The sequence below is a fragment of the Streptomyces sp. NPDC008238 genome (genome assembly GCF_042956445.1).
Classification (GTDB): Bacteria; Actinomycetota; Actinomycetes; order Streptomycetales; family Streptomycetaceae; genus Actinacidiphila.
Genome location: NZ_JBIBGK010000001.1, coordinates 470599 through 497107 on the forward strand (window position 1 = coordinate 470599; position 26509 = coordinate 497107).

Consider the following 26509-nt stretch of genomic DNA (forward strand, 5'->3'; position numbering starts at 1 on the left):
CGGATCGGGGACGAGGCTCGCCGCGCTCTTCCGGGGCCCACCGCTCGTCCTTGAACCGGGCGAGCTCGCGCGTCTTCCCGACAACGACCCTCACCGGCCCCGCTACCCGGCAGGTCGCGGACCCTGGTGGTCCGGCGCGCCCCCGGCGTTGTCGGCGGGGAGGTCGGGGAGGTCGGGGCGGACGGCGATGTGGTCGGGTTCGAGTTCGAGCATGACGCGGTTGCGGATGTCGAGGGCGTGGGTGAAGTCGCGGGGCAGTTGGAGGCGGCCGGAGCGGTCGACGGTGGCGTACTCGCTGGCGTGGACGGTGGTGCGGCCCTGGTCGTCGGTGCTGGTGCGGCGGACGACCTCGGAGGCGGTGCGGCCGTCGCGGATGGCGACGGTGCGGTCGACGGCGGTGGCGACGGCCTGGTCGTGGGTGACGACGACGATGGTCGTGCCGAGTTGCTCGTTGGCGGTGCGGAAGGCGCTGAAGACCTGCTCCGCGGTGGCCGAGTCGAGCTGTCCGGTGGGCTCGTCGGCCAGCACGAGCGAGGGGTGATTGGCCAGGGCGACGGCGATGGCCGTGCGCTGCTGCTCACCGCCGGACATCTGCTGGGGGCGCCGGTCGCCGCAGTGGCCCACGCCCATCATGTCGAGGAGTTCGGCGGCGCGGGCGTGGCGGTCGCGGCGGCGGCCCGCGAGGCCGCTCAGCCGCATGGGCAGGACGACGTTCTGCAGGGCGGTGAGGTAGGGCAGCAGGTTGCGCGCGGTCTGCTGCCAGACGAAACCGACCGTGCTCCGCTGGTAGCGCAGGCGGGAGGCGGCGTTCATGGTGAGCAGGTCGTGTCCGGCGACCCGGGCGGCTCCGGCGGTGGGGGTGTCGAGCCCGGCCAGGATGTTGAGCAGGGTGGACTTGCCGCTGCCCGAGGCGCCGACCAGGGCCATCAGTTCGCCCTGCTTCACGAGCAGGTCGAGCCCCTGCAGGGCCTGGACCTCCACGCCCTGGGCGGTGAAGATCCGCACCAGCCGGTCGCAGACGATCAGGGCGTCGTGCCCGTAGGCGGGCTCCTCCCGGCTCTCGGCGACGCGCCGTTCCAGCTCCGCGAGCGTCGTGGTGCCGGGCTCCGCCGGCCCCGGTGTGTCCTGGCTCATTCCCTTTCCCCCATCCGCAGTTCGGTTCCCTCGCCCCGCCGTCCGGTCAGCCACGCCTGGCCCGCGAGCACCGCGCAGGCCAGGACGACCAGCGCGGCCGACGGCAGCAGCAGCGAGAGCGGGTCCGTGCGCAGCACCGTCCCGGAGACACCGCTGACCGGCTTGGCGGCGGAGAAGGCCAGGGCGGTCAGATCCACCCCCTGCCGCAGCAGCGGGACCGTGGCCAGGCTGACCAGGATGCCGCCGAGGGCGCCGAGCAGGACCTGCGGCAGCGTCTCCAGGACGGCCAGCCACTGCCGCTGACCGCTCGTCATGCCCATCGTCCGCAGCCGGGCGAGCAGCGCCTTGCGCTGCGGGGTGTGCACCATCAGGGACAGCAGCAGGGCCAGCGCGCTGTAACCGGCACCCGCGGCCACGGCGGCCAGGTACACGCGCCGGGCGCCGCTCTGGAGCGAGGAGGAGGTGAACGAGGCGCGCTCCTCGGAACGCAGGACCGCCGTCAGGTCCGTCGCGGCGGTGCGTGCGACGGCCTCCAGCGCCCGGCCGTCCGCCCGCGGGCCGGTGACGTAGAGCGCGGTCGGGGCCTGGACGGGGGAGTGGGCGGTCTCGGGGTGCGTGCGGGCCACTCCGGCGGCGGAGACGATCACGAAGTCGCCCCCGAGGACGGCCGGCGTCACGTCGCGCACGGCGACCGTGCGCACCGGCGTCGCCCCGGCGGAGGCCTGCACGGTCGCGGTCGTCGTGCCGAACTCCCCTGCGAGGCCCGGGGAGACGATCGCGGGGAGCGGCCCCCTGCCGCCGCCCTCCAGGCGTGCGGCGGGGAACGGGGCGCCGATCCCCGTGGCCGACACCAGCGCGGCGTAACGCGCCGGATCCACGATCACCAGGTCGTACGGGGTCCCGGCGGGCGTCGTCGACAGTCCCGTCTCGATCCGCACGGGCGAGGTGCCGAGCACGCCCGGCACCCGCCGGACCCGTGCGTCGAGCCCGTCCGGGAGGGTGGTGAGGGATTCGAGCCGCGCGTCGCCGCCGACCGCGCGCGTGGCGGCGCGGTCGCGGCCGCTCTCGACGCCGGTGAGGACCGAGCCGCCGAACGACGTGACGGCCAGCGCCACCAGCACCGCCACCAGGGGCAGCGCCGTGGCCGAGGGCGTACGGCCGGCCCGGGCCAGTCCCAGGTACAGCACGGTGCCCCGCAGCCGGGCCGCGGGGCGCGACAGCAGCCGCAGCGGCAGCGGGTACAGCCGCAGCAGGACGAGCGCCCCGACGACCGCGACCAGCACCGGTGCGGCGGCCGTCAGCAGGTCGGCGCCGCCGTCGGCCGTGCCCCGGCGCCGCAGCGCCACGACCGCGCCGGTCACCACGACCGCCACCGTCAGCTCCGCCACCGTACGGCGGCGCGAGGGCCGGGCCCGCACGAGGTCGTCGCGCCGCTCCGGGCCCAGCCGGCGGACGAGCGCCACCGCCCGCAGCGGCAGCGCGGGCACCGTGACGGCCACGACCAGCGCCCCCGCGAGCACCGAGGCCGCCGGGCGTCCGGCCGGCACCAGCAGCAGCGCGAGCAGCACCCCGGCCGCCGCGCACGGGACCGCCACGACCGCGCTCTCGGCCAGCAGCCGTGCGCACAGCCCCTTCAGGCTGCTGCCGCGGGCGCGCAGCAGCCGCAGTTCGGTACGGCGACGGGTCGCCGACAGTCCGCCCGCCATCAGCAGCACGATTCCCGCCACCGCGCCCACGCCCACCGCCGCGATCAGCACCAGGGGCCTGGCCGCCGTCCGCTGCCGCTCGAACGGGCCCAGCAGTTCGGCGAGTCCCTCCTCGTCCACGGTGATGGAGCGATTGCCCGTCAGCAGACGCAGCCGGGTGGAGTCGGGCCCTCCCGACAACGACGCCAGCCGGTCGCGCAGCGCGGGCACGTCGCGGGCGGAGAGGGCGCCGACGTCGGCGGGGTGGTGCCAGTACAGCCGGGCGCCCTCGGGCAGGTCGAGGACCACGCCGGCCGCGTCCTGGCCGATCAGTGCGGTGAAGTGCCAGTAGTGCTCGGGGTCCTCGCCGGGCGGCCCGGGAACGCTCACCAGGGTCGGGGAGAGCAGGTCGGGCTCGGCGTTCCAGAAGGCCTCGCCGGGGGAGCGGGGTTCGACGATCCCGGTGATCCGCACGGTCAGCCCGGCCCGGGTCGTGTCCAGCAGGTGCACGGCGGAACCCGCGCGCAGCCCCATCACCTTCGCGGTCCGGGCCGTGAGCACCGCCTCGACCTCGCGCTCACCGGAGCCGGCCGCGGGCATGCGGCCCGCGACGAGCCGGGAGCGGGCGGCGAGACCCGGCTGCGAGACGAGCGTCGCCCGCGGATCGCGGTTCCCGGTCGGACGCGGCAGGCGGGGGTCGGTCGCGGCCGCCGCCACCGCGTTGCGCACCCCGTACACGGTCTGCGCGGTGTCCAGCACCAGCGGCGGCCGCACCACGGTACGGAAGGTGTCCTCGGCCCTGGCGAGCGCGCTCGCCTGGAACGGCGAGCCGTTCCCGACGCGTTCGCCGGAGAACGACACGTCCAAGGTGGCGGTGACGCTGCGGTCGCTCAGGGAGGCCCGCCGCAGCGTGTCCCGGAGCGCGGCGTCCTCGTACGCCTCGACGGTACGCGGCAGCGCCGCCGCGAGGAACGCGGTCACCAGTACCAGGGCGGCCAGCGCCAGCGCCCCACCGGGCGCGGCGCGCAGGCGGGCACCGGTCCACGAGCCCGGCCGGGCCGAGGGCACCTCGGACATCTCACTCCCCTCCCTGCCGGCGCAGCGCGCGGACCGGATCGGCCGTGCGCAACGCCGCCACCGCCACCGCCAGCAGCGGCAGCACCGCCACCGCCGCCAGCAGTTCCAGCAGCGGCACGGCCGGCAACTCCACCCGCACCGCGGGCACGGGGCTGTCCGCACGCGCCGTCAGCACGATCAACGGCACGATCGAGCGGGTCAGCACCCCGCCGAGCAGCGCCCCCACCGCCACCGCCGTGAGCACCAGCAGCCCCTGCTCCGCGGCGATGACCCGGGCCAGCGACCTCCGCGGCGCCCCCAGCGCCCGCAGCACCGCGAACTCCTCCGAGCGTTCCCGTACCGCGCCCGCGGCGGCGACCGCGAACCCCACCGCGGCCAGTACCGCGGCCGCCACCACCGCCGCCGGCAGGGCCGACAGCGGACCCGCGCCCAGCGGGTCGCGCCGCAGCTCCGCCCGCGCCTCGTCACGGACCACGATCGTGGCGGCGTCCCCCCGGGCCCGCAGCGCCGAGGCGACCCGGGACGCGCCGCCGGGGCCCGCGGCCAGCCACCACTCGGTGGGCTCCAGCGCCCGCTGCTCCTGGAAGACGAGCGCGCGGTCGAGGCTCGCCAGGTCCAGCAGCACGGCGCCCCCGCCGGTTCCCGCGGAGCCGTCCCGTCCCGTGGTGGGCAGCGCGTGGACCGACGCCGTGATGCGCAGGGTCAGGCGTGTGCCGCCCAGTTCGACCGGGACGGTGCTGCCGGGCTTCGCGTCGACCGCGGTCAGGAAGGCGTCGGTGACGACGGCGGGCAGCACCGCGGGCGGCCGGGGCCCGGCCCGCACGGTGAGGGAGGCCGTGTCGGCGCCGCCCGGGGTGTCCTTCTGGAAGGGCTCCTCGCCGGTGTCGTAACGGACGGTCAGCGGGGTGCCCGGGGCGGAGCGCGGGGTGCCGGCGTCCGCGGGGCGGTAGCCGAGGCCGGGGCCCTCGGGGAAGTCCGGGTTGTCGATCCGGGTACGGGCGGACCAGGCCGTGGCGGTGGGGGAGGGTACCTCGTGCACGCCGCCGGCGGTCACCGCGCGTACGCCGGTGACGGTCAGGGCGTGCCGCTCGTTCCGCCGGGGCACCTGGTACTCGGCGCCGAGGCCCGTCACGCGCAGCGGCCCGGCCGGTCCTGCGCCGCGTACCCGGCCCGTCGCGGACGCGAAGTCGGCCTCCAGCGCGTGCTCCCGGCCGTCGGCCGCGACCTCGCCCAGGGGGAGGGTGTAGGGGACGCCGTAGCGGTCGGTCAGCGTCACGGACAGCCGGTCGGTCACGGTGCCGGCCAGGGTGCGGTCCCCGGTCCCCACGGCACGCAGACGGACCGTCAGGCGGAGCCGGTCCGTGCCGTCGGGCAGGACGAACCCGGCACCGCGGGCGGCGGGACCGCCGTCCGCGCGCAGGGGCCGCATGAGGTCGGCCACCGGCTCGGCGGACAGGTCGTCGCGCAGGCGCAGGACCCGGGCGGCGGCAGTGGTGTCGACCGCCACGACGGTCGCGTCGCGGTCGCGGGGGAGGGACACGGTGTAGCGGACGGCCGGGGTGACGGCCGCGACGCCGGGTACGCCGTCGTAGCCGCCGCCCTGCCCGAACGCGGGCGTCGCGGAACCGGACACGCGCAGGTCGGCGCCGACGGCGAAGTCCGCCTGGTCGGCCTGCGACCGGGTCCAGGTGCTGTTCTCCCCGATCGCGAACATGCTGATCGACACGGCGAAGACCAGCAGCAGGGCGGGTCCCGCCCCGCGTCCCGGACGGCGCGAGAGCTGCCAGCCCACCAGGGACGCCGGCAGCCCGCGGGCCCTCGCCGCGCGGCGCTCGCCGAGCCGCGCCGCCAGCGGCAGCAACCGCAGCGCCAGCACCGCGCCCGCCAGCAGGCACAGCGCGGGCGCCCCCACGAGGACCGGGTCCAGCCCGAGCCGTCCCGAGGTGTCCGTGCTCAGGGCCCCGCTGCCCGCCTCGCGACGGGACAACTGCCAGAAGGCCAGGCCGGCCACCAGCACCAGACCCGCGTCCGCCCCGGCCTGCGCGGCGGCGGGCAGCGCCCGCCGGCGGCGCCGCTCCGAGTGCTCCTGCGCGTACGTCCCCGCGTGCCGCAGTACGGGTCCGACGACGGCGAGGGCGCAGGCCAGCGAGGTGAGCGCCGCCACCCACCAGGCGGTCGCCGCGGAGGGTTCCAGCCGGACCCCCGCCCGGGCGAGCGCCCCGTGACCGGCGAGCAGCCGGACCAGCCGGCCGGACAGCAGCGGGGCCAGCACCGCGGCCGGTACGGTCAGCAGCACGGCCTCCGCCGCGGCGAGCCCCGTCATCTGGGCGCGCGAACCGCCGCGGGCCCGCAACTGCGCGGTCTCGCCGGAACGTTCCTCCGCGAGCAGCCCGGCGACCAGCAGCAGCGACAGCGCGGCCAGCAGCATCAGCTGCAGCACACTGATCAGCAGGGTCGACCGGCTCACCAGCAGGGTGCCCCGCAACTCCGTCAGCAGATCGGGGAGTTCGCTCTTGGCCACCAGGGAGTTCGCGGCCTCCAGGGCGTCCAGCCGCTGCACCGTCCGCTGGACGCTCGCGCTGACGTCGTCGGCGCGCGCCGTGGTCATCGCACCGAAGTCCCCGTGCGTCTGCCACGCCATCTCGACCGCCGGGACACCGCCGGCGCCGAAGGCCGCGGGGTCGGTGAGCAGGGGCCCGTAGGTGGTGAACGAGAGCGTGCGCACGCCGCGGCCGTCCAGCGGGTCGAGCCGCCAGTACAGGGCATACCGGTCGACCGGCCGGTATGTCCCGGTCACGCGGACCCGCAGCGTTCCGCGGTGCAGCCGGTCGGCCAGGGTGACCACCTGCCCGGTGCGCACCTTCAGCACCGCGGCGGCCGCCTCGGGCAGCGCGACCGGGACCGGGCCGCCGTCCGCCGGCGGACCGGGGAACGCGCCCTCGGTCATGGTCACCCGGGCCCGGTCCAGGGTCGACAGCACCGCCAGGTCCGGGTCGACGGTGCGCGGGGCACCGGTGGGCCGCAGCGCCGTCGGCAGCCCGTACGGGCCGGAGCGGGTGACCCCGGTGACGGAGACCGGCAGGCCGTCGTAGGCGCCGGTGACGCTCGCGCGCACGGCCTCGTCCGCCGCGCCCGGGTCCTTGCCGTCGACGTCGGCCGTGATCTCGACCAGCGTCCGCGCGGCCGACTGCTCCTGCAGCGCGCGGCGCAGACCCGCGTCCCCCACGGCCGAGCTGAAGGCGGCGAGCGCCGCGACCGCGCACGTGGTGAGCAGCACCGAGAGCACGGCGGCGCCCAGCAGCAGACGGTGCGCGCGCAGACGCAGCAACACGAACCCCGGCACCACGCCCCCGTTCTCGATGGCCCGTGCAATGAGATGGCACAGACTAACGCCCTCCCGGCCCCGGGGAGAGGCCTCGGCCGGCACCGGTTCCGGCGGCAACGACGCCGGTTCCGGGCGCCGTTGGACGAAGGGCGCGAACGGCACCTCCCGGCCTGGGCCGGGAGGTGCCGGGGTTGTGCCGGGCGGGTGCGTGCCGCGCGGTCAGCGCAACGCGCGCCGGGCCCGCTCGTAGAGCGGCTTGGTGACGGCGGAGGTGAACTGCGGACCGACGAGGTGGCGGGTGCAGCCCAGGGCCGGGTCCCAGGGGTCGCAGGCGTTGCCCCCGGCGTCGAGCCTGCTGCCCTCGGAGTTGTCGCCGACGACGGTGCCCACGCCCGACTCCGGGTCGAGGCCCGCTATCCGCGGTCCTCCGCTGGAGCCGCCACCCATGACGCAGTCGGTGCCCCACAGCCCCTCGGCCGCGGGGAACTCGGGCGTGCCGACGACCTGTTCGGGTCGCCCGGTGCAGTAGGCGAGCCGCTCGCCGGTGTACTCGGGCAGGCCCTCGCGGTCCGGGTCCGAGGCCGAGCGGGGGTAGCCGAACTGGTGGGCCGTACGGTCGCCCGGCCGGTCGAAGCCGATCCGCTGCGCCGCGCCGGCCGCCTCCTGCACGGTCCGGCCCCGCGCGTCCGTGTTGAGGACCACGAACGCCTGGTCGTAGGCGCCGTACACCTCACCGTGCTGCTGGTCGTTGGCCGGCCAGGTCGGGGCGACGACCCCCAGCCGGCCGGTGAACTTCCCGTAGGGCGCCCGCCCGTCGCGGTAGCCGGGCACGAAGAGCACGTTCCGCGTCCACTGGTTGTCCTCACCGATGAGGTCGGTGTTGTTCACGCAGTGCGCCGCTGTGACCAGGGTGCTGCCGTTGGGGCTGTCGACGACGGTGGCGGTGCAACTGGCGTCCTCGCCGTGGTCGGTGAAGAACAGCCGGCCCACCGTGCGGGCGAGCGCGTTCCGCCCCGTCCACGGGGCGCCGTCGGGGCCCGCCTTGGGCGGGTGGCCGGACGACGGCTGGGTCAGCGCCGCGATCCGCTCCGGCGTCCAGTGGTCGAGGACCGCCTTCTGCTCGGCCCCGGTGACCGCCTGGTCGTGGGCGGCCACGGCGGACGTGGCCGGCGGGAGGGACGGGACGGCCGGGACGGGCCCGGCGGCCGACGCCTGCGGGGCCGTGACGAGCACGGCCGCGGCGACGAGGGCGGCCGCCATGAGCGGCCGGTGGAGACGGGCGGAACGGGGTACGTGATGCGACGGCATGCCTGCTGCTCCTCGGGACGTCGATCGCACGCCCGGAGGCCGCGTGCCGGCGGCACGGGTCCTCCGGGCATGGGGACGTGCGATACAGACGTCCGGGAGGGGCGGTCGGTTGGGACGGATCGCCGCCGCCCCGCGCGCCCGCGGCGGGTCAGGCCTTCGGCTGGGTGAAGCGGATGCTGTTGCCGAAGGGGTCGCGCAGGCCGCAGTCGATGCCGTACGGGCGCTCGGTCGGCTCCTCGGTGAACTCCACGCCGAGGTCCCGGAGCGTTTCGTACGTCTTGCGGCAGTCGTCGGTGGTGAAGATCAGGTGGCCGCCGGTGGCGCCCTTGGTGAGCAGCTCGCGGACCTGCTGGGCGGTCTCCTCGGACAGCGCCGGCGGGCCCGGCTTCTCCAGCAGGATCTGGCGCTCGGGGTGACCGGGGACGTTCACCGTGAGCCAGCGCATGAAGCCCAGGTCGACGTCCGCGTTCACCTCCAGGCCGAGCTTGCCGACGTAGAAGTCGAGGGCCTCGTCCTGGTCGAGGACGTAGATCTGCGAGTGCGTGATGGCGTTGAACATGTGCATCACGCTAGTCGCCGGGCGGCCGGGAAACTTATCCAAAACTGCTCAGTCGCCCGGCGTGCCCGGCCGACCCGGCCGCCGGTCAGGCACGCGGCCGCAGCCACGCCTTCGCGAAGCACGTCGGCACGTCCACCGCCGTCGCCTGCTTGCGGTACGCCCGCGGTGACGTGCCCACGATGTCCCGGAAGGTGCGGCTGAACGTCCCCGGGCTGCCGAAGCCGACCTCGAAGCAGATGTCCGTCACGCCGCGGTCGCTCTCCCGCAGCAGGAACATCGCCCGCTCCACGCGGCGGCGCTGCAGGTAGCGGTGCGGGGTCTCTCCGAAGGTGGCCCGGAAGGTGCGCGTGAAGTGCGCCGCCGACACATGCGCGATCCGCGCCAGCGCCGGCACGTCCAGCGGCTGCGCGTAGGAGCGGTCCATCGCGTCCCGTGCCCGGAGCATCCGGCGGTTGGTCTCTTCGGCGGCGCTGCTCACACCGCCCATGAGACCACAGGTCGCCGGAGCCCCGGCACGGGGGACGGCGGGCGGGGACGGCCGCCCTCAGCCGGGATTCGCCGCCGTGAAGCTCGCCCCCTTGCGGAAGAGCGAGCGAGCGAGGGCGACGGCGGCGTACGAGCAGGACGAGGACGTCGCGCCCAGGCCCGCCGCGATCACCAGGGTCCGCGGCCGGTCGTCGCCGAGCAGGCCGGCGACGCCCTGCGTGCGGGCCACGGCCTGGACGACCGCGGACAGCGCGAAGCCCAGGATCAGCGCCCAGGTGATGTCCCAGGTCATGGCGCCCGTGACGGACAGGGCGTGCAGCAGGGCGTCCACCGGGGTCAGACCGCGACCGGGTCCGCCGCGCACGCCTCCATCAGGTGGGCGGCGGTGTCCGGGGCGAGGAGCGCGGCCGCGGCCGGGGAGAGGACGCGGTGCGGGCGCCGCGGCCGGGTGAGGCCGTCCAGGGCGTCGATCAGCGTCCACGGGTCGGGGGCGAAGCGGGTCAGTCCCAGCGCGGCCATCCGGTGCGCCCCGGCCTTGCCGTGCCCGGGGATGGGACGGTAGCCGACGACGGGCAGTCCCATGGCCAGCGCTTCCAGCGCGGTCTGCCCGGCGGCGTTGTCCACCAGCGCGTCCGCCGCGCTCATCAGCCCGGGCATGTCGCGTTCCCAGCCCAGCGCGAGCGTCCCCGGGACGCGGGAGAGCCGGGCCCGCAGCCGCCGGTTCTCGCCGCACAGCGCCACCGGCAGGAAACCGGCCCGGGCCAGCAGGGCCGCGGTGTCCGTCAGGTGCGTGCCGGCCCCCCAGGCACCCGCGGAGAGCAGGACGGCCGGCCGGTCCGGCGCGCGGGAACGGAACACCCGCTGCCAGGGCCCGGCGTCCGGGGCGGGCGCCAGGAAGCGGGAGGCGACCAGGGGGCCGGTCGCCGCGGCCGGGCGGCCGGTCGCCTCGCGCACCCGGCGGGCGGCGCTCTCCGTGAGGCAGCAGTACAGGTCGTTGCCCGGGTGCAGCCACTGGCTGTGGACGTCGAAGTCCGTGACCACCACCGCGCTCGGCACCGGCAGCGACCCGCGGGCCCGCATCCCGCCGGTGAGCTGCGCCGCCAGGTGGAACACCGGGACGACCAGCCCCGGCCGTTCGCGGCGGACGAGTTCGGCCAGCCCGCGCTCGGCGAGCCCCGCGAGCCCGCCGGGGCCGGGGGTGCGGCGCGACCCGCCAGGGCGCAGGAACGCCGCGTAGATCCCCGCGTAGAGCAGCGGGAGGTGCAGCACGGTGGCGCGGTAGAAGCCGCGCAACGCCGCGCCCGCGTGCGCGGGGAGGAGGTCGAGGACGTCGGCCCGGCGGGCCTGCCCGCCGCGTGCGGTGAGCCGTGCGACGAGCTCGTCGGCGACCGCGTCGTGACCGGCGCCCATGGAAGCGCTGAGCACGAGGAACCGCCGGGGCGCACGACCCGCCCGCCCGGTGTGCGTCACCGCGACACCACGTCCCGCGGCGGGCGAACGGGCAGGGCTGCTGCGAGCACATCCGGCACGTGATCACCTCGTACACCAGTTGCGGACTACTCGGGTCTAACCGATTTGCCCCGTCTTGAAACGAACCGCCCCCACCCGCCCGCCGGGCCGTCGCGGTGCGCGAACCCGGCCCCGGCTGACCGGCGCCGGACGCGTTGGCGCGGGGGAACGTCGTCGGCTTCGGCGTGTCGTGCGGGGCTTTCGGCGATGCCGTGGGTCAGCACGGACCCGCTGGTCATGCGGGGTCGAGGTGTGGGTCGCGCCGCCGGCGCCGGACGTGTTGGCGCGGGGGAACGCTGTCGGCCCCGGCGTGTCGTGCGGGGTCTTCGGCGACGTCGAGCTGCGGCTTCCGCGACGGGCCCGGCGTGGGTCGCGCCGCCCGTGGCGGGTGCTGATCAGCGCGGGGGGTGGTGCGGCCTCGTGCCGGGGGCCGGGGCTTCCGCGGCGTGCCTCATGTGGCGCGTCCGGGCGCTCGTACGGCCGCGTGTCGGCGCAGGGGCTTCCCCTCCGCTTTCCGCGTGCGCTTCGGGTCTTCGGCGACCGACGCGCCGTACGTGGGCCCGGGGCCTGCGGCACTGGCCGGCGGACCGTCCCGCGGCTCTCGGGCGGGTCGCCCACTGAGCCGGTCCGGCGATCGGGCGGTTTACTGAGACCGGAGGGGGATGTGCCCCGGGGGAGCCGCACCGGCCATTCCGGGCGGCAGCTGCAGCGGCAGGGACAGAAAGCGATGCCATGACCTCTCACCCTCCCCAAGCGGTTTCCGGCGGCAAGGCGGTCCACGGCGAGCCCGTGCGCGGCCCGGCGGACCCGGCCGGCGGCCCGGCCCCGGTCGCGCTGGTCACCGGCGCGTCCTCGGGCATCGGCGCGGCGATCGCCGACCGCCTCGCCGCCGAGGGGTGGCGGTTGCTGCTCAGCGGCCGCGACCACGAGCGCCTACGGGCGGTCGCGGAGCGTACCTCCGGGACCGCGCTGCCGGCGGACCTCGAGCACCCCCAGGGCACCGGCCGGCTGGTGCGCGACGCCGCGCTCGTGACGGGCGGCCGGGTCGACCTGCTGGTGGCCGGGGCGGGCATCGGCTGGGCGGGCCCCTTCGCCTCGATGCCGCAGGGCCTCATCGAACGGATCTTCATGGTGGACGTCGTCTCCGCGATGGAGCTGGTCCGCCGGGTGCTGCCCGGCATGCTGGCCCGGCGCAGCGGCCACGTCGTGCTGATCGGCTCCTTCGCGGGCAGCGTCGGCGTCCGTGAGGAGGCCGTCTACTCCGCGGCCAAGGCGGCGCTGGGCGCCTTCGCCGACTCGCTCCGCTACGAACTGGCCGGCAGCGGGGTGCGGATCACCCACGTCGTCCCGGGCGTCGTGGACACCCCGTTCTTCGCGACGCGGGGCGTGGCGTACACCCGGTCCCGGCCCCGCCCGATGCCCGTCGAGCGGGTCGCCAGGGTGGTGACCGACGCGATCCACCGCGGACGGGACGAGGTGTTCGTCCCCCGGTGGCTGCGCATCCCCGTCGCCGTGCGCGGTGTCATGCCGTGGGTCTACCGGCGGCTCGCGGGCAAGTACGGATGACGCGGTGCCCGTCCTGACCGTCGTGCTGGCGCTGCTGGCGGCCCTCGCCAACGGCGCCGCCTCCGCGCTGCAGCGGCGCGCGGCCCTGCAGCAGCAGGAGGAGGAAGGCGCGGGGCACGGCGTGCGCGGGCGGCTGCGGCACCTGCTGGAACTCGTACGGCGCCCGTTCTGGGTGGCCGGGATGGCGGCCCTCGGGGTCTCCGGGGCCCTGCAAGCCAGTGCCCTGGCGGTGGGACAGCTGTCGGTCGTGCAGCCGCTGATGGCGACCGAGCTGCTGTTCACCCTGATGGCGGGAAGCCTCGCGTTCTCCCGGCGGCCCGACGCCGCGACCTGGTTGTGGTTCCTGGCGCTGGCCGGGGGACTGGCCCTGTTCCTCGGCACCGCGAGGCCGTCCGGCGGCGAGGCGCAGGCCGTGCCCGGCACCTGGCTCCGCGCCGGTGTGACGCTGGCGCTGCTGGTGCTCGTCCTGTGGCTCGTCGGGCGGGCGCTGAAGGGCGGTGCCCGGGCCTGCGTCCTGGGGTGCGCCACCGCCGCCTGCTTCGCCTGCACGGCGGCGCTGATCAAGGACGTCACGGGACGCGTCCCGGAAGGCCTGCCCCGGGTGTTCACCTCCTGGCAGCTGTACGCGACGGGCGCGGTCGGGCTGCTCAGCCTGCTGCTCCTCCAGGTCACCCTGCGGGCCGGCAGCCTCGCCGCGTCCCAGCCGGCGCTGACCATCGGGGACGCGGTGGTCAGCGTGGCCCTGGGCTGGGTGCTCTTCGAGGAACGGATCGCGCTCGGGGCGCACGTCGTGCCCGAGGCGGCCGGCGTCGCCCTGATGGCCGCCGGAGCCGTCGGGCTGTCGCGCTCGCCCGCGGTGGCCGGCGGCTGGGACGTGCCGGGCGGGGACCGTCCGGGCGCGGCGGAGGATCGGCACCGCACCTCCCACGGCGGGCCGCGATGAGGCGCGGCGGCGACGTACGACGGGCCGTGCTCGCGGGCGGCGTCCTGGCCGCCGGGCACATCGTGCCGGCCGCCACCTGGCTCCCCGGGCTCCGCCGCCGGGCCTTCCCCGCCCTGGCCGGCCTCGGACGCCCCGACCACGTGGCCCTCACCTTCGACGACGGGCCCGATCCGGTCTCCACCCCGCGCTTCCTGGACGCCCTCGACGAGCTCTCGGTCCGGGCCACGTTCTTCGTCCTGGGCGCGCGGGTGGACGGACACCCCCGGATCGTGCGCGAAGCCGTCCGGCGCGGCCACGAGGTGGCCGTCCACGGCTGGACCCACGACCGCCCCTGGCTGCCGGACCCGGCGCGCGAACGGGCCGGGCTGGCCCGTGCCGTCCGGACGGTCCGCGAGACCTGCGGCACCGTACCGCTGTGGTACCGCCCCCCGTACGGGATCCTCACCGGCGGCCGCTGGGCGGCGGCCGCGCAGGCGGGCCTGACCCCCGTCCTGTGGAGCGCCTGGGGCCGCGACTGGACGCCCGGCGCCACCGCCGGGTCCGTGCTGGCGACCCTCCGCCCCGATCTGCGCGCGGGCGCCACCGTGCTCCTGCACGACAGCGACCACGCCTCCGCCCCCGGGTCCTGGCGGGCGGCCCTCGCGGCGCTCCCGGCCCTGGTCACGGCCTGCCGGGACGCCGGTCTGACGGTCGGTCCCCTCGCGGAGCACGCGGTCGGCGCGGGCGTTTGACGACCGACCGGAGGCGACGGAGACTCGATTGATAGATGCCCGATACATTTCACCGGGAGTGACAACCGCGCCGCGGAGCCGGCAGGGCCGACCCGATCCGTGACGCAGCGGACGACGGTCGGGCACAGCCAGAGCCCGGAGGCATACGCATGTGCGGAATCGCCGGATGGATCTCGTTCCGCAGGGACCTGCGCGACGAGCAGGAAACGGTCGACGCGATGACCGAGACGATGGCCTGCCGCGGGCCTGACGACCGCGGCACCTGGGTGGACGGGCCCGCCGCGCTCGGACACCGCAGGCTCGCGATCATCGACCTGCCGGGCGGCCGGCAGCCGATGAGCGCCGAGGCACCCGAGGGCGGCGCGGTGGCGATGGTGTACTCGGGTGAGGCCTACAACTTCACCGAACTGCGCGAGGAACTCGCCGCGCGCGGCCACCGCTTCACCACCACCTCCGACACCGAAGTGGTGCTGCGCGGCTACCTGGAGTGGGGCGAGGCCGTCGCCGAACGGCTCAACGGCATGTACGCCTTCGCCATCTGGGACAGCCGCGAACAGAAGCTCGTGATGATCCGCGACCGGATGGGGATCAAGCCGTTCTACTACTACCCGACCGACGACGGCGTGCTGTTCGGTTCGGAACCCAAGGCGATCCTCGCCAACCCGCTCGTCCCCCGCCGCGTCACCCTCGACGGGCTGCGGGAGCTCTTCGCCTTCGTCAAGACGCCCGGTCACGCGATCTGGGACGGCATGCGGGAGGTCGAGCCCGGCACCGTCGTCACCGTCGGACGCGGCGGCATCCGCACCCACGTCTACTGGTCGCTGCGGACCGAGCCGCACACCGACGACAAGGAGGCCTCGATCGCCCGCGTGCGCGAGCTGCTCGAGGACATCGTGCGCCGCCAGCTCGTCTCCGACGTGCCGCGCTGCACCCTGCTCTCCGGCGGACTGGACTCCTCGGCGATGACGGCGCTCGCGGCACGGCAACTCGCCGAGCAGGGCGAGAAGGTGCGCAGCTTCGCGGTCGACTTCGTCGGCCAGACCGAGCACTTCGTCCCCGACAGCCTGCGGGGCACGCCCGACACCCCGTTCGTCCACGACGTCGCCGCCCTCTGCGGGACCGAGCACCAGGACATCGTCCTCGACTCCGACCAGCTCGCCGACCCCGAGGTGCGGGCCAGGGTGATCCGCGCCCGTGACATCCCGGCCGGACTCGGCGACATGGACTCCTCGCTCTACCTGCTGTTCAAGGCCATCAGGCAGCACTCGACCGTCGCCCTGTCGGGCGAGTCCGCCGACGAGGTCTTCGGCGGCTACCGCCAGTTCTTCGACGAGGAGGCCCGCCGGGCCGACACCTTCCCGTGGCTGGTGCGGTTCACGACCGAGTTCGGCGACGACGGCAACATCCTCACCGACCAGGTGGCCAAGGCCCTGGACCTGGAGGGCTACGTCCACGACGGCTACCGCCGCGCGGTCGCCGGCGTCGACCGCCTCGACGGCGAGAGCGACTTCGAGTACCGGATGCGCGTCATCAGCTACCTCCACCTCACGCGCTTCGTGCGCATCCTCCTCGACCGCAAGGACCGGGCCAGCATGGCCAACGGGCTGGAGGTCCGGGTGCCGTTCTGCGACCACCGTCTGGTCCAGTACGTCTACAACGCGCCCTGGTCCCTGAAGTCCTTCGACGGCAGGGAGAAGAGCCTGCTGCGCGAGGCCACCGCGGACCTGCTGCCGCGCTCGGTCTACGACCGGGTCAAGAGCCCCTACCCCTCCACCCAGGACCCGAAGTACTTCGTGGCCCTCCAGGAGAACGGCAAGGACCTGCTGGCGAAGTCCACGCACCCGGTGTTCGACCTGGTCAGCCGGACCTGGCTGGAGGACGCGGTCAGGACCGACACGCCGGTCAGCACCCACGCCGCCCGGCACGGCCTGGAACGCGCCCTGGACCTGGCGCTGTGGATGGACCTGTACTCGCCGACGATCGGGATTCCCTGACCCGACGCGGACGGAACGAGGGGGCGGACGATGGCGGCGGTCAGCGAGGACGACGCGCTGGACTTCGTGGTGTCCCTGCACCGCCTGGTGCGGCTGCTGCGCCGGGCACGCCCCGAGCCGAGGGTGCAGCCGACCCCGCTCATCGTCCTCGCCCTGCTGAACCAGTACGGGCCCTCGCGCGTCGGCGTCCTCGCCGAGCGGGCCGCCTGCACGCAGCCCACGGTCACCGCCGCCGTGGGGCAGCTGGAGGCGGCCGGTCTGGTCCGCCGCGAACCCGACCCGGTCGACGGCCGTGCCACCCGGGTGGTCATGACCGCGCCGGGCCGGCGGGAACTCGTCCGGATGGCGCGCGGGGAGGCCGAGGCCCTCGCCGTGCGCCTCGCCGCCCTCCCCCCGGAGGACGTGCGCAAGGTTCTCGATGCCGGGCAGGTGCTCCGCCGCCTCACGGACTGCGACGGACGCCGGGACGACCCGGCCCGTACCACCGGCCCGGCCGATCACCGAAGGTGACGGGCCGTCGACCTGGAGTACGCTCCCCCGGGGAGGGCCCCCGCGGCGGAGCGGGCTCCGCCGCACCCGACGACGCGAAGCGGAGGCCCCGTGACGACAACGGACGCCCGCCGGCGCGCCGACGCGATCCGGAACCGGGACCACATCCTCCGGGTGGCCCACGACGCCTTCGCCGAGTCGGCGACCACCTCGCTCAACACCATCGCCAAGCGGGCCGGCGTGGGTGCGGGCACCCTGTACCGGCACTTCCCGACCCGCGAGGACCTCGTCCTGGCCGTGTACCGGCACGACGTCCGGCGCCTGGCCGACTCCGTCGACGACGTCCTCGCCGCCCACACCCCGCTGGAGGCGTTCCGCACCTGGTTCGGCGACCTCGCCGACTGCGTCCGCGTCCGGCACGGGCTCGGCGAGGCCCTGCACGGGGCGGCGGCCCGGGAGACGGCCGTCCACGAGACCTGCGCCCGCGTCGTCGGCGCCGTCGGCAGGCTGTTGCGCGCCTGCGAGGCGGACGGCAGCGTGCGCCCCGGCCTCGCCCCGCAGGACGTGCTGCTGCTGATGGGCTTCCTCTGGCGCGTCGGCGGGGACACCCTCGGTCGGGACCGGGGCCACCGGGTCACCGACCTCGTGGTCGACGGCCTGCGCCCGCCGGGCTGACGCCGCGGCGAGGGGCCGGCCCGCGTGCGTCCGGCCGTCAGGCTCGGGGAGCCGGCCGACTGGACGGCTCGTACCGCATCCGGCCGACCCTGGACGACGGCGAGCACGACGAACCGCCGGTGCTGCCGGCGGACGAGGTCGACGTCGCCACGGTCTTGCGGGACCGGGTCGACCGCAAGACCCGCTGCCGGTGCTGCCGGCGCGCCCTCTGGTCGCCGTCCTGGCCCCGACGCACCTCGTGCCCGACCTCGGAGGCGGGGGCTGAGCCCGACGGTCCTCAGCGCTGCCGGCGGGTCGCCGTCCCCTTGGGCGGCAATGCCGTGCGCAGCTGCCGCCGCCCGGAGACGCCGAGCTTGGTGAAGACGTTGCCGAGGTGCCACTCCACCGTGCGCGGGCTGATGAACAGCTGGGCGGCGATCTCGCAGTTGGTGTGCCCCTGACCGGCCAGGGCCGCGATCTGCGCCTCCTGACCGGTGAGCCGCTCCGCGGCGCCGACCGTCCGCTTGCGTACGGTCTCACCGGTCGCGAGCAGCTCGCGGTGGGCGCGCTCCGCGAAGCCGTCCGCCTTGAGCCTGCTGAACACCTCGTGGGCGCTGCGCAGTTGGGTGCGCGCCTCCTGGCGGCGGTTGCGGCGGCGCAGCCACTCGCCGTACAGCAGGCGGGCCCGGGCGAGGTGGACGGCGATGCGGCAGCGGCCGAGGCGTTCGACCGCCTCCCGGTAGAGCGCGTCGGCGGTGGGCTCGTCCTCGCTCAGCAGCGCGCGTGCGCAGGCCTCCACGCCCAGCGCCCACTCGGTGCCGCTGGCGCGGGTGCGTTCGGCGAGCCGATCCAGCGCGGTGGCGGCCGCCTCCGGCCGGCCGCTGCGGGCGGCCGCCTCGATCAGCTCGAACAGCGTCCACCCGAGGAAGCCCAGGTCCTCGTACCGGCAGGCGCGCGTCGCCGCCTCCAACGCGGTGTCGTAGCGCCCGAGTCCGTTGTAGAGCACGGCGGTCGCGTACTCGGCGAGGCTGAGGGCGCGGCCCTCGCCGCGGTCGCCGACCTCCCGGATGTGGTGCTCGATCAGCTCCAGCGCCCGGGACTCCTGCGCCCGCCAGGCGGCCAGCAGCAGCGAGGTGTACATCATCGGCACGCTGCCCGTCGCCTCCGAGATCGCGTCCGCCTCGTCGATCAGGGCCTCCGCCGCGTCGAACTCGCCGGCGTGCACGTGGAAGCACGCCTGGTAGCTGAGCGCCATCGGGAGGACGGCGAGCGCCCCTCCCGCGCGGGCGACGCACACCGCGCCGGAGGCCAGTTCGCACCAGGCGTCGTCGTCCCACAGCTCCAGCGCGAGGGGTTCGGGCGTGACCGGGCAGGCCAGCCAGAGCCACCGCCGGTCGCCGTCCACGCGGGCGGCGCCGGAGCGCAGCTCCTGCCGGACGCGGCCCAGCGCGTCCCTGAGGGCGCCCACGCTCGCCGCGAAGCCGTCGAGGACCAGGGCCGCCACGCTGTCCAGGAGCACGTCGAGCGTCCGCGGCACCGGGGGCGGCGGCGCCGCGCGGGCCTCCGCCGCCACCTCCCGCAGCCCCGGCCCCTCGCTGAGGCCGCCGGCGAAGATCGCCGCGCCGACCGCCTCGAGCAAGGTGTCACGGGCCAGGGCGGCGTCCAGGGGCGCCAGGCGGTGTGCCGCGTCGAGCAGCAGCCGGGGCGCGACGCTCCCGCGCACCTGGGAGAACTCCAGCCGGGCCCGCAGCCGTTCGAGCCGGGCGCGCTGCAGGTCGTCGAGCGGGCCGTCCTCGGCCGTCGCCAGCAGGGTGCGGGCCCGGTCCACGCCTCCGGCGTCGATGGCGGCCTGGGCGGCGGCCAGCGCACGGCCGGCGCGGCGCGCGGGATCCGGGGTGAGCTCCGCGGACTGCCGCAGGAACGCGGCGGCGGCGGCCGCTCCTCCGCGGCCCTGTGCCCGGCACGCCGAACGCTCCAGGTCGAAGGCGACGCTCTCGTCGGGCCGCGCGGCGGCGTGGGCGCGGTGCCACGCCCGGCGGTCGGGGTCCCGGGCGGGATCGGTGGCCCCGGCCAGCGCATCGTGCGCCGCCCGGCGCTCCGGTGCCGGCGTCCGCTGGTAGACGGCCGAGCGTGCCAGGGGGTGGGGGAAGCGCACCGTGGCGCCGAACTCGACCAGCTCCGAGGCCTCGGCCGCCGCCGCGGCGTCCGCCGGGATCCCCTGCGCGGCGGCCGCACGCCACAGCAGCTCCACGTCTCCGGTCGGCTCGGCCGCGGCGGTCAGCAGCAGCCTGCGGCTGTCCCGCGGCAGGGACAGGTACCGCTGGTGGAACGCGGACTCCACGTGGCCCGCCGCCGGACGCCTGCCGGGGAGCCAGAAGCCGCCCGCCAGCTCGGACGGGGTGAGGGTGCTCGGCAGGTGCAGCAGGACCATCGGGTTGCCGTGTGCCTCGGCGACGATCCGGTCCCGCACCAGCGGGTCGAGCGGTACGCGGACGGCCGAGGCGAGCAGGGCGCGCGCGTCGGGTTCGCCGAGGCCAGTCACGGCCAGCTCGGGGAGCCCGGCCAGCCCCCGGTCGCCGTCGGGCTCCCGTACGGCCAGGACCAGGGCCACGGACTCGGCCACCAGCCGCCTGGCGACGAAGGCCAGCACCTGACGGGACCCGTCGTCCAGCCACTGCGCGTCGTCGACGAAGCACGCCAGCGGCCGTTCCCCGGCGGCGCCCGCCAGCAGGCTCAGCGTGGCCAGGCCCACCAGGAAACGGTTGGGGGCCGTGCCCTCCCGGAGTCCGAACGCCACGGACAGGGCGTCCCGCTGAGGTGCGGGCAGTCCGTCCAGCCGGTCCAGCAGGGGAGCGCACAGCTGGTGCAGGCTGGCGAACGGCAGCTCCATCTCCGCCTCGACGCCCGCGATGGCGGCGGTGCAGAAGCCGGTGGCCCGGGCCGCCGCGTGGCCCAGGAGCGCGGTCTTGCCGATCCCCGGCTCCCCACGGACGACCAACACCGCGCTGCCGCCCGCCCGGGCCGTGGCCAGCACGCCTTCCAGCGCGGCCAGCTCCCGATCCCGGCCCCGCAGTACGAGCTGTGCGTCGATGGCGGGCACGCCCATGGACGGATCTTCCTGATCTCCTGCGTGACGTGCTCATTTTAGTGCATTCGAGCTATATCGGGTTGGTTGTCCGTGATGCCCCCCGGGGATCGGCCGCCCCACCCGGGGTCCCGGTCCCGGGGCGATCCCCGGGGTTTTCCCTGGGGCGACGCCCGCCCCTTTCGGGTCACTTTGGGTGAGCGGCGACGCAGGGTCGCCGTACACGACGAGGAGACCCATATGTCCTTCACTCCGCAGACCCCGGAGATCCGTCCGTTCACGTTCGAGTTCTCCGATGCGGACCTCGCGGACCTGCGTGCGCGCATCGAGGCGACGCGCTTCCCCGAGAAGGAGACCGTCGGCGACCAGTCCCAGGGCACCCAGCTCGCCACGGTCAAGGAGCTGGCGCGGTACTGGGCGACGGAGTACGACTGGCGCAAGGTCGAGGCGAAGCTGAAGGCGCTGCCGCACTTCATCACCGAGATCGACGGGCTGGACATCCACTTCATCCACGTGCGCTCCCAGCACGCGGACGCCCTGCCGGTGATCGTGACGCACGGCTGGCCGGGCTCGGTCGTCGAGCAGCTGAAGATCGTCGAGCCGCTCACCGACCCGACGGCCCACGGCGGCGACGCCTCCGACGCCTTCCACGTGGTGATCCCCTCGATGCCGGGCTACGGCTTCTCCGGCAAGCCCACCGCGAAGGGCTGGGGCCCGGAGCGCATAGCCGCCGCCTGGGGCGAGCTGATGAAGCGCCTGGGCTACACCAAGTACGTCGCGCAGGGCGGCGACTGGGGCGCCGTCGTCACGGACCTCATGGGCGTGCAGGAGCCCGAGGGCCTGGTCGGCATCCACACCAACATGCCGAAGGTCATCCCGCCCGCCATCGAGGAGGCGATCGTGGCGGGCAACCCGCTGCCCGCCGACGTCGTCCTCGCCGACGACGAGCAGAAGGCCGCGGTCGAGCAGCTCGACTTCGTCTACCGGCACGTCTACTACGCGTACATGATGGGTTCGCGCCCGCAGTCGCTGACGGCCCTGGCCGACTCCCCGGTGGGCCTGGCGGCCTTCCTGCTCGACCACGACAAGGCCAGCCTGGAGCTGATCACCCGCTCCTTCAACGGCGTGAGCGAGGGCCTGACCCGCGACGACGTCCTGGACAACATCACCCTGTTCTGGCTGACCAACACCGCGGTCTCCGCGGCGCGCCTGTACGGGGAGAACACGACTCCGTTCTTCGGTGCGAAGGGCGTCAAGCTGCCCGTGGCCGTCAGCGTCTTCCCCGACGAGCTGTACCAGGCCCCCAGGAGCTGGGCCGAGCAGGCGTACCCGAACCTGGTCCACTACAACCGGCTCCCCAAGGGCGGGCACTTCGCCGCCTGGGAGCAGCCCGAGCTGTTCGTCGACGAGGTCCGCACCGGCTTCCGCCCGATGCGCTAGTCACGAGCTGGTCCGCGTTCCGGGTTGCGGAGTCCCACCGTCCTCGCGGACGGTGGGACTCCGGGCCCCCACGACAGAGCGAGGAGGAGGTTCCCCATGGACGTCCCGACCCTGGCCGGGCTCCTGCACGAGACCGAGGAGCGCCACGGCGCCTACGAGGCGAGCGCGCCCGAACACCACTGGTGGGACTGGTACGCCGCCTACCTGTACGCCCGTGAGCAGGGCCGTACGCCGGACGAGGCTGCCCGCGACGCCGCGGCCCACATGGAGGCGCTGGCGGAGTAGGGCGGCGCCCGGGCGGACGCGAGGTGCTCGCGTCCGCCCCGCCGGGGCTCAGGAGGTGAGCGTCGCGGCCCAGTCCCGGAACCACTCCCGGGGCCGCAGTCCGGCGATCCCGCGGCGGCCGGAGACCCAGGTGGGCGTGGCATGGACGCCGTACCGCGCGGCGAGCGACCTGGCCGCGGCCAGCGCCGCAGCCGGCGCCGGGGTGTCCCAGGCAGCACGCAGCCCCGCCGCGTCGCCGCCCGCCTCCGCCGCGAGGGAGAGCAGCAGCTCCCGGGACTCGATGTCGAGGCCGTCGGCGAAGTTCGCCGAGAACACCGCGGCGGCGAAGCGGTCGGCGGCCTCGGGGGAGGTCGCGGCGAGCCACTCGTGGGCCGCGAGGGCCGGGCGGGAGTCCGCGATGCGGTCCGTCCAGCGCAGCGGCAGGTTCGCCGCCTCGGCCTCCCGGGCGAGGAACGCGTACCCGGGGCCGGTGCGCGGGCCGGCCGGTATGCCGCCCGGACCGATCTCGGGATGGATCGGCAGCGCGTGCCCGACCACGTGGATCCCGTGTTCCCGCAGGATCCGGGAGCGGTCCTGGGCGACGTAGCAGTAGGGGCAGATGAAGTCGAACCAGTGCTCGGCCGTCGCGAGGGGCGCCGGCGAGCCGGTCCCGGGCGCGGGGGTGGGGGCGGGGGACATGGACATCCGGTCCTCCTCGCGGGGCTATTGCATTACATGCATTTACTGTAACGCAAATGCTCCCGGCATTTCTTCCCGGCCACTCCCGCGGCCGCGCGGGCTCAGGAGGCGACGAGTGCGCGCAGCGCCGAGGCCACGAGTTCCGGGTCCTCCTCCGCCATGAAGTGGCCGCAGCCGACCGTGGTGTGGGTCAGGCCGGGCGCCCAGGCCTCCCAGAGGGCGCGGGCGTCGTAACCGAGGGCGGCACCCCAGTCCTGCTGGAGGACCGCGACCGGCATCCCGAGCCGCCGGCCCGCGGCCCGGTCGGCCCGGTCGTGGTCGAGGTCGACGGTCGCCGAGGCACGGTAGTCGGCCACGATCGAGGGGACGGCCGCACGGGACGCGTCGAGGTACGCGGCGCGCACCGCGGGCGGCACGGCCTCCGGGGACCGGTTCCACGCGTCGAGGAAGTGGCCGAAGAAGGCGTCCGGGGCGGCGGCGATCATCTCCTCGGGCAGGCCCGGCGGCTGGGCCATCAGGTACAGGTGGAAGGCGACGGCCGCGTCCGCGCCGCTGAGGACGTCCCACATGTCCAGGGTCGGCAGCACGTCGAGGCAGGCCAGCCGGCTGACCGCGTCGGGATGGTCCAGCCCGGCACGGAAGGCGACCAGGGCGCCGCGGTCGTGGCCGGCGAGCGCGAAGCGCTCGTGCCCGAGCGCGCGGGCCAGCGCGACGACGTCCGCCGCCATGGTGCGCTTGGCGTACGTGTGGGGGTCCGTGGGCGCCGGCTTGTCACTGGCACCGTAGCCACGCAGGTCGGGGCAGATCACGGTGTGGTCGGCGGCCAGGTCGGTGGCGACGTGCCGCCACATGAGGTGGGTCTGCGGGAACCCGTGCAGCAGTACGACGGGGCTGCCCGAGCCGCCGACGGCGACGTTGAGGGCGACGCCGTCGGCGACGGGGACGCGGTGCCGGGCGAAGCCGGGGATGACGGGGGGTGTCATGGTGTGCCGTCTCGTTCCGTGGTCGGGGGAGGGGAGTGCCCGCCGGTGGCGGACGTCCCGAGCCTTCCGCCCGCGAATCAGCAACCGGTCAGCGCGTACCGTGGCAGCGGGGAGGACGGCCGGAGAGGTGGGCAGGGTGCGGGTCGTGTTCGGAGTGCTCGGGCCGGTCGTCGCCTGGGACGGCGACGGTCGTGCGCTCGCGCTCAAGGGCCCGCGGCACCGGGAGGTGCTGGCCCGGCTGCTGGTGGCACGGCGCCGCGTCGTCCCAGTGTCCCGCCTGGTGGCGGACCTGTGGGACGAGCCGCCCGCCGGTGCCGTCGGGGCCGTGCAGACCTTCGTCGGGGCGCTGCGCCGCGAGCTGGAGCCGGAGCGGCGGCCCCGGTCCCCCGCCCGGCTGCTGGTCACCGCGGGCACGGGCTACGCGCTGCGGGCGGACCCGGACACCGTGGACGCCTGGCGGTTCGAGGCCGCCGTGGACGCCGCCGCGGCACTGCCGCCCGCGCGGGCGCTGGCCCGCCTCGACGAGGCCCTGGACCTGTGGCGCGGCCCCTCGTACGGCGAGTACGCCCACCGCGAGTGGGCCCGCGGCGAGCGCTCCCGTCTCGCGGAACTGCGGCTGCGCACGGTCGAACGGCGCGCCGTGGCCCGGCTGGAACTCGGCCTGGCGGCCGAGGCGGTGCCCGACCTGGACGCGCACCTGGCCGAGCACCCGTGGCGGGAGGACGCCTGGGGGCTGCTGGCGCTCGCGCTGTACCGCTCCGGTCGCCAGGTGGACGCGCTGGCCGTGCTGCGCCGGGCCCGGGCGATGCTCGCCCAGGGCCTGGGCCTCGACCCGGGACCTGCGCTGCGCCGCCTCGAGGCGGACGTCCTCGCCCAGGACCCGCGCCTTGACCCGCAGGGGCCCCCGCCGGCCGACCCGGCCGACGCGGCCGCCCGGGTGTGGACGCGGGCGGCCGAGGCGTACGACCGCACGGTCGGCGCCGGGGCCCGCGCTCGTCTCGAGTCGACGGTGGGCCTGCTCCGCAATCTCGCGCTGACCGGGGGCGGGGGCCTGGAGGCCGCCCGGGAGCACCGCCTGGCCGCCGTCGAGGCGGCGGAGGAGACCGGCGACCCGGAGCTGACCGCGCGGGTCATCGGCGCGTACGACGTGCCCGCGATCTGGACCCGCGGCGACGACCCGGAACAGGCCCGGCGCATCGTCGCCGCCGCCGAGCGCACCCTGGCCGCCCTGCCCGCCGGGGCCGGCCACGAGGCGGCCCGCTGCCGGCTGCTGGCCACGGTCGCGGTGGAGTCGCGCGGCATCCGCTCCCCGCGCGGCCCGCAGGCGGCGCGGCAGGCCGAGGAGACGGCCCGCCGGCTCGACGACCCGGCGCTGCTCGCGTTCGCCCTCAACGGCGTGTTCATGCAGACGTGCACCCGGGCGGGCCTCGCGCCGCTCCGGGACGCGGTCGGCGCGGAGTTGGTGGTGCTGGCCCGGCGGCACGGCCTGACGACGTACGAGGTGCTCGGGCACCTGATCCGCCTCCAGGCCCGCAGCGCGCTCGCCGACTTCGCCGGGGCCGATGTGCACGCCGCCGAGGTCGACGTCCTCGCCACGCACCACGAACTGCCCCTGGCGGGCGTGTTCACCCAGTGGTACCGCGCGCTGCGCACGGCCGCCTCCGGCGGCGGACCGCGGGCCGAGGCCGCCTACCGGGCCGCCGCGTCACGGCTGGAGGGCGCGGGGATGCCGGGCGTCGAACGGGGCCTGCTCCCGCTCGCGCTGCTCTGCCTCGACGTGGCCGACGGCACCCTCCCGGTGGCGCGGATCGCCGAACGCGCCGACCCGGCCGCCGACTGGGGTCCCTACCGGCCGTGGGCCGCCCCGTTCCTCCTGCTCCGCGCCGACCGCCGCGCCGAGGCCCTGACGACCCTCCGGGCCCTGCCCGAGCCACCTCCCGACCTGCTGTACGAGGCCCTGAGCTGCCTGCAGTCCGTGCTCGCCGTCGAACTCGGCGACCGCGACACCCTGGAGGCAGTGCACGCCCGGCTGCTCCCCGCCGCCGGTCAACTCGCGGGCGCCGGCAGCGGCCTGCTCACCGTGGGCCCGGTGGACCGCCACCTCGCCGCGATCACCGCGGCCCTCACCGGGTAGGCCTCTGGGGGCCGGTTCCCCCGCGCGTTGCCGCGCCCGCCCGGCCGCGTCGCCGATTCGCTCCCGGATCCGGGCTTCGATCGCGGGTGCGCCTGGACGGCGTGTCGTTCAGCAGCGCCCTCGGCGCGTTGCCGCGCATGTCCGCCGTGCGGTCAACGCGTGGGCGCCGGCAGCAGTCTGCTCACCGTGGGCCGGGTGGACCGCCACCTCGCCGCGATCACCGCGGCCCTCACCGGGTAGGCCTCTGGGGGCCGGTTCCCCCGTGCGTTGCCGCGCCCGCCCGGCTGCTTCCCGCCGCCGGTCAACTCGTGGGCGCCGGCAGCAGTCTGCTCACCGTGGGCCGGCCACCGTGCCCCTGCAGGCCGGTTCCCCCGCGCGTTGCCGCGCACGTTCGCCGCGCAGCCGATGCCGGAGCCCCGGCGGCCGGGCGTCCCGAAAAGAGTA

The 26509-nt window shown here is 75.9% G+C and carries 19 protein-coding genes and 1 pseudogene; 9 read left to right on the forward strand and 11 right to left on the reverse strand.

The window, feature by feature from the left end; translation table 11 throughout:
* Window positions 1-102: 102 nt before the first annotated feature.
* The 8 genes and pseudogenes from ACFZAU_RS02220 to ACFZAU_RS02255 form a co-directional block, all read right to left on the reverse strand.
* Window positions 103-1134 (reverse strand): ATP-binding cassette domain-containing protein, encoded by a 1032-nt coding sequence (locus ACFZAU_RS02220; RefSeq protein WP_500550673.1) that lies wholly within the window; start codon window positions 1132-1134, stop codon window positions 103-105.
* A complete protein-coding gene (locus ACFZAU_RS02225) occupies window positions 1131-3896 on the reverse strand; it encodes an FtsX-like permease family protein (RefSeq protein ID WP_500550674.1) in 2766 nt (921 codons plus the stop codon). Before ACFZAU_RS02225 ends, ACFZAU_RS02220 begins: the two co-directional genes overlap by 4 nt.
* Window position 3897: 1 nt before the next feature.
* Window positions 3898-7227, reverse strand: coding sequence for an ABC transporter permease (locus tag ACFZAU_RS02230; RefSeq protein WP_500550675.1), 3330 nt, complete (start codon window positions 7225-7227; stop codon window positions 3898-3900).
* A 213-nt stretch (window positions 7228-7440) separates the two neighbouring features.
* Window positions 7441-8529: a trypsin-like serine peptidase gene (locus ACFZAU_RS02235; RefSeq protein ID WP_500550676.1), complete on the reverse strand. Its 1089-nt coding sequence runs from the start codon at window positions 8527-8529 to the stop codon at window positions 7441-7443.
* Between the two features lie 148 nt (window positions 8530-8677).
* On the reverse strand, window positions 8678-9088 hold the full coding sequence (locus tag ACFZAU_RS02240; protein WP_499605478.1) for a VOC family protein: 411 nt from the start codon (window positions 9086-9088) through the stop codon (window positions 8678-8680).
* An 85-nt stretch (window positions 9089-9173) separates the two neighbouring features.
* On the reverse strand, window positions 9174-9575 hold the full coding sequence (locus ACFZAU_RS02245; protein ID WP_500550677.1) for a helix-turn-helix domain-containing protein: 402 nt from the start codon (window positions 9573-9575) through the stop codon (window positions 9174-9176).
* 69 nt (window positions 9576-9644) lie between these two features.
* Window positions 9645-9905, reverse strand: a pseudogene (locus ACFZAU_RS02250) (permease); the annotation flags it as partial.
* A 5-nt stretch (window positions 9906-9910) separates the two neighbouring features.
* Entirely contained in the window at window positions 9911-11044 is a 1134-nt protein-coding gene (locus ACFZAU_RS02255) for an MGDG synthase family glycosyltransferase (protein ID WP_500550678.1), read from the reverse strand.
* Between the two features lie 771 nt (window positions 11045-11815).
* On the opposite strand from ACFZAU_RS02255, the gene ACFZAU_RS02260 reads away from it, so the two are divergent.
* The 6 genes from ACFZAU_RS02260 (at window position 11816) to ACFZAU_RS02285 (ending at window position 17481) form a co-directional block, all read left to right on the forward strand.
* Window positions 11816-12649 (forward strand): SDR family NAD(P)-dependent oxidoreductase, encoded by an 834-nt coding sequence (locus ACFZAU_RS02260; RefSeq protein ID WP_499605470.1) that lies wholly within the window; start codon window positions 11816-11818, stop codon window positions 12647-12649.
* 4 nt (window positions 12650-12653) lie between these two features.
* Window positions 12654-13592 carry a DMT family transporter gene (locus tag ACFZAU_RS02265; protein ID WP_500550679.1) on the forward strand — a complete coding sequence of 313 codons (939 nt, stop codon included), beginning with the start codon at window positions 12654-12656 and terminating at the stop codon, window positions 13590-13592.
* Window positions 13589-14323 (forward strand): polysaccharide deacetylase family protein, encoded by a 735-nt coding sequence (locus ACFZAU_RS02270; protein WP_500550680.1) that lies wholly within the window; start codon window positions 13589-13591, stop codon window positions 14321-14323. Before ACFZAU_RS02265 ends, ACFZAU_RS02270 begins: the two co-directional genes overlap by 4 nt.
* A 149-nt stretch (window positions 14324-14472) precedes the next feature.
* Window positions 14473-16317, forward strand: coding sequence for an asparagine synthase (glutamine-hydrolyzing) (gene asnB / locus ACFZAU_RS02275; protein ID WP_499605466.1), 1845 nt, complete (start codon window positions 14473-14475; stop codon window positions 16315-16317).
* A 30-nt stretch (window positions 16318-16347) separates the two neighbouring features.
* Entirely contained in the window at window positions 16348-16827 is a 480-nt protein-coding gene (locus ACFZAU_RS02280) for a MarR family winged helix-turn-helix transcriptional regulator (protein ID WP_500550681.1), read from the forward strand.
* 90 nt (window positions 16828-16917) lie between these two features.
* The gene (locus tag ACFZAU_RS02285) at window positions 16918-17481 is read left to right on the forward strand and encodes a TetR/AcrR family transcriptional regulator (RefSeq protein WP_500550682.1); all 564 of its coding nucleotides are present in this window, start codon (window positions 16918-16920) and stop codon (window positions 17479-17481) included.
* 277 nt (window positions 17482-17758) lie between these two features.
* On the opposite strand, the gene ACFZAU_RS02290 is transcribed toward ACFZAU_RS02285, so the two are convergent.
* Window positions 17759-20566, reverse strand: a complete 2808-nt coding sequence (locus tag ACFZAU_RS02290) for an AAA family ATPase (protein WP_500550683.1) — start codon at window positions 20564-20566, stop codon at window positions 17759-17761.
* A gap of 219 nt (window positions 20567-20785) precedes the next feature.
* On the opposite strand from ACFZAU_RS02290, the gene ACFZAU_RS02295 reads away from it, so the two are divergent.
* Together ACFZAU_RS02295 and ACFZAU_RS02300 are read left to right on the forward strand one after the other, a co-directional pair.
* Window positions 20786-21985: an epoxide hydrolase family protein gene (locus tag ACFZAU_RS02295; RefSeq protein WP_500461821.1), complete on the forward strand. Its 1200-nt coding sequence runs from the start codon at window positions 20786-20788 to the stop codon at window positions 21983-21985.
* A gap of 96 nt (window positions 21986-22081) precedes the next feature.
* On the forward strand, window positions 22082-22270 hold the full coding sequence (locus ACFZAU_RS02300) for a bleomycin resistance protein (protein ID WP_500461822.1): 189 nt from the start codon (window positions 22082-22084) through the stop codon (window positions 22268-22270).
* Window positions 22271-22318: 48 nt separating this feature from the next.
* Here the strand turns inward: ACFZAU_RS02300 and ACFZAU_RS02305 are convergent, their stop codons facing one another.
* Together ACFZAU_RS02305 and ACFZAU_RS02310 are read right to left on the reverse strand one after the other, a co-directional pair.
* Window positions 22319-22954 (reverse strand): DsbA family oxidoreductase, encoded by a 636-nt coding sequence (locus tag ACFZAU_RS02305; RefSeq protein WP_500550684.1) that lies wholly within the window; start codon window positions 22952-22954, stop codon window positions 22319-22321.
* 95 nt (window positions 22955-23049) lie between these two features.
* On the reverse strand, window positions 23050-23931 hold the full coding sequence (locus ACFZAU_RS02310; RefSeq protein ID WP_500550685.1) for an alpha/beta fold hydrolase: 882 nt from the start codon (window positions 23929-23931) through the stop codon (window positions 23050-23052).
* A gap of 136 nt (window positions 23932-24067) precedes the next feature.
* On the opposite strand from ACFZAU_RS02310, the gene ACFZAU_RS02315 reads away from it, so the two are divergent.
* A complete protein-coding gene (locus ACFZAU_RS02315) occupies window positions 24068-26065 on the forward strand; it encodes an AfsR/SARP family transcriptional regulator (RefSeq protein WP_500550686.1) in 1998 nt (665 codons plus the stop codon).
* The last annotated feature ends 444 nt before the right edge of the window (window positions 26066-26509 follow it).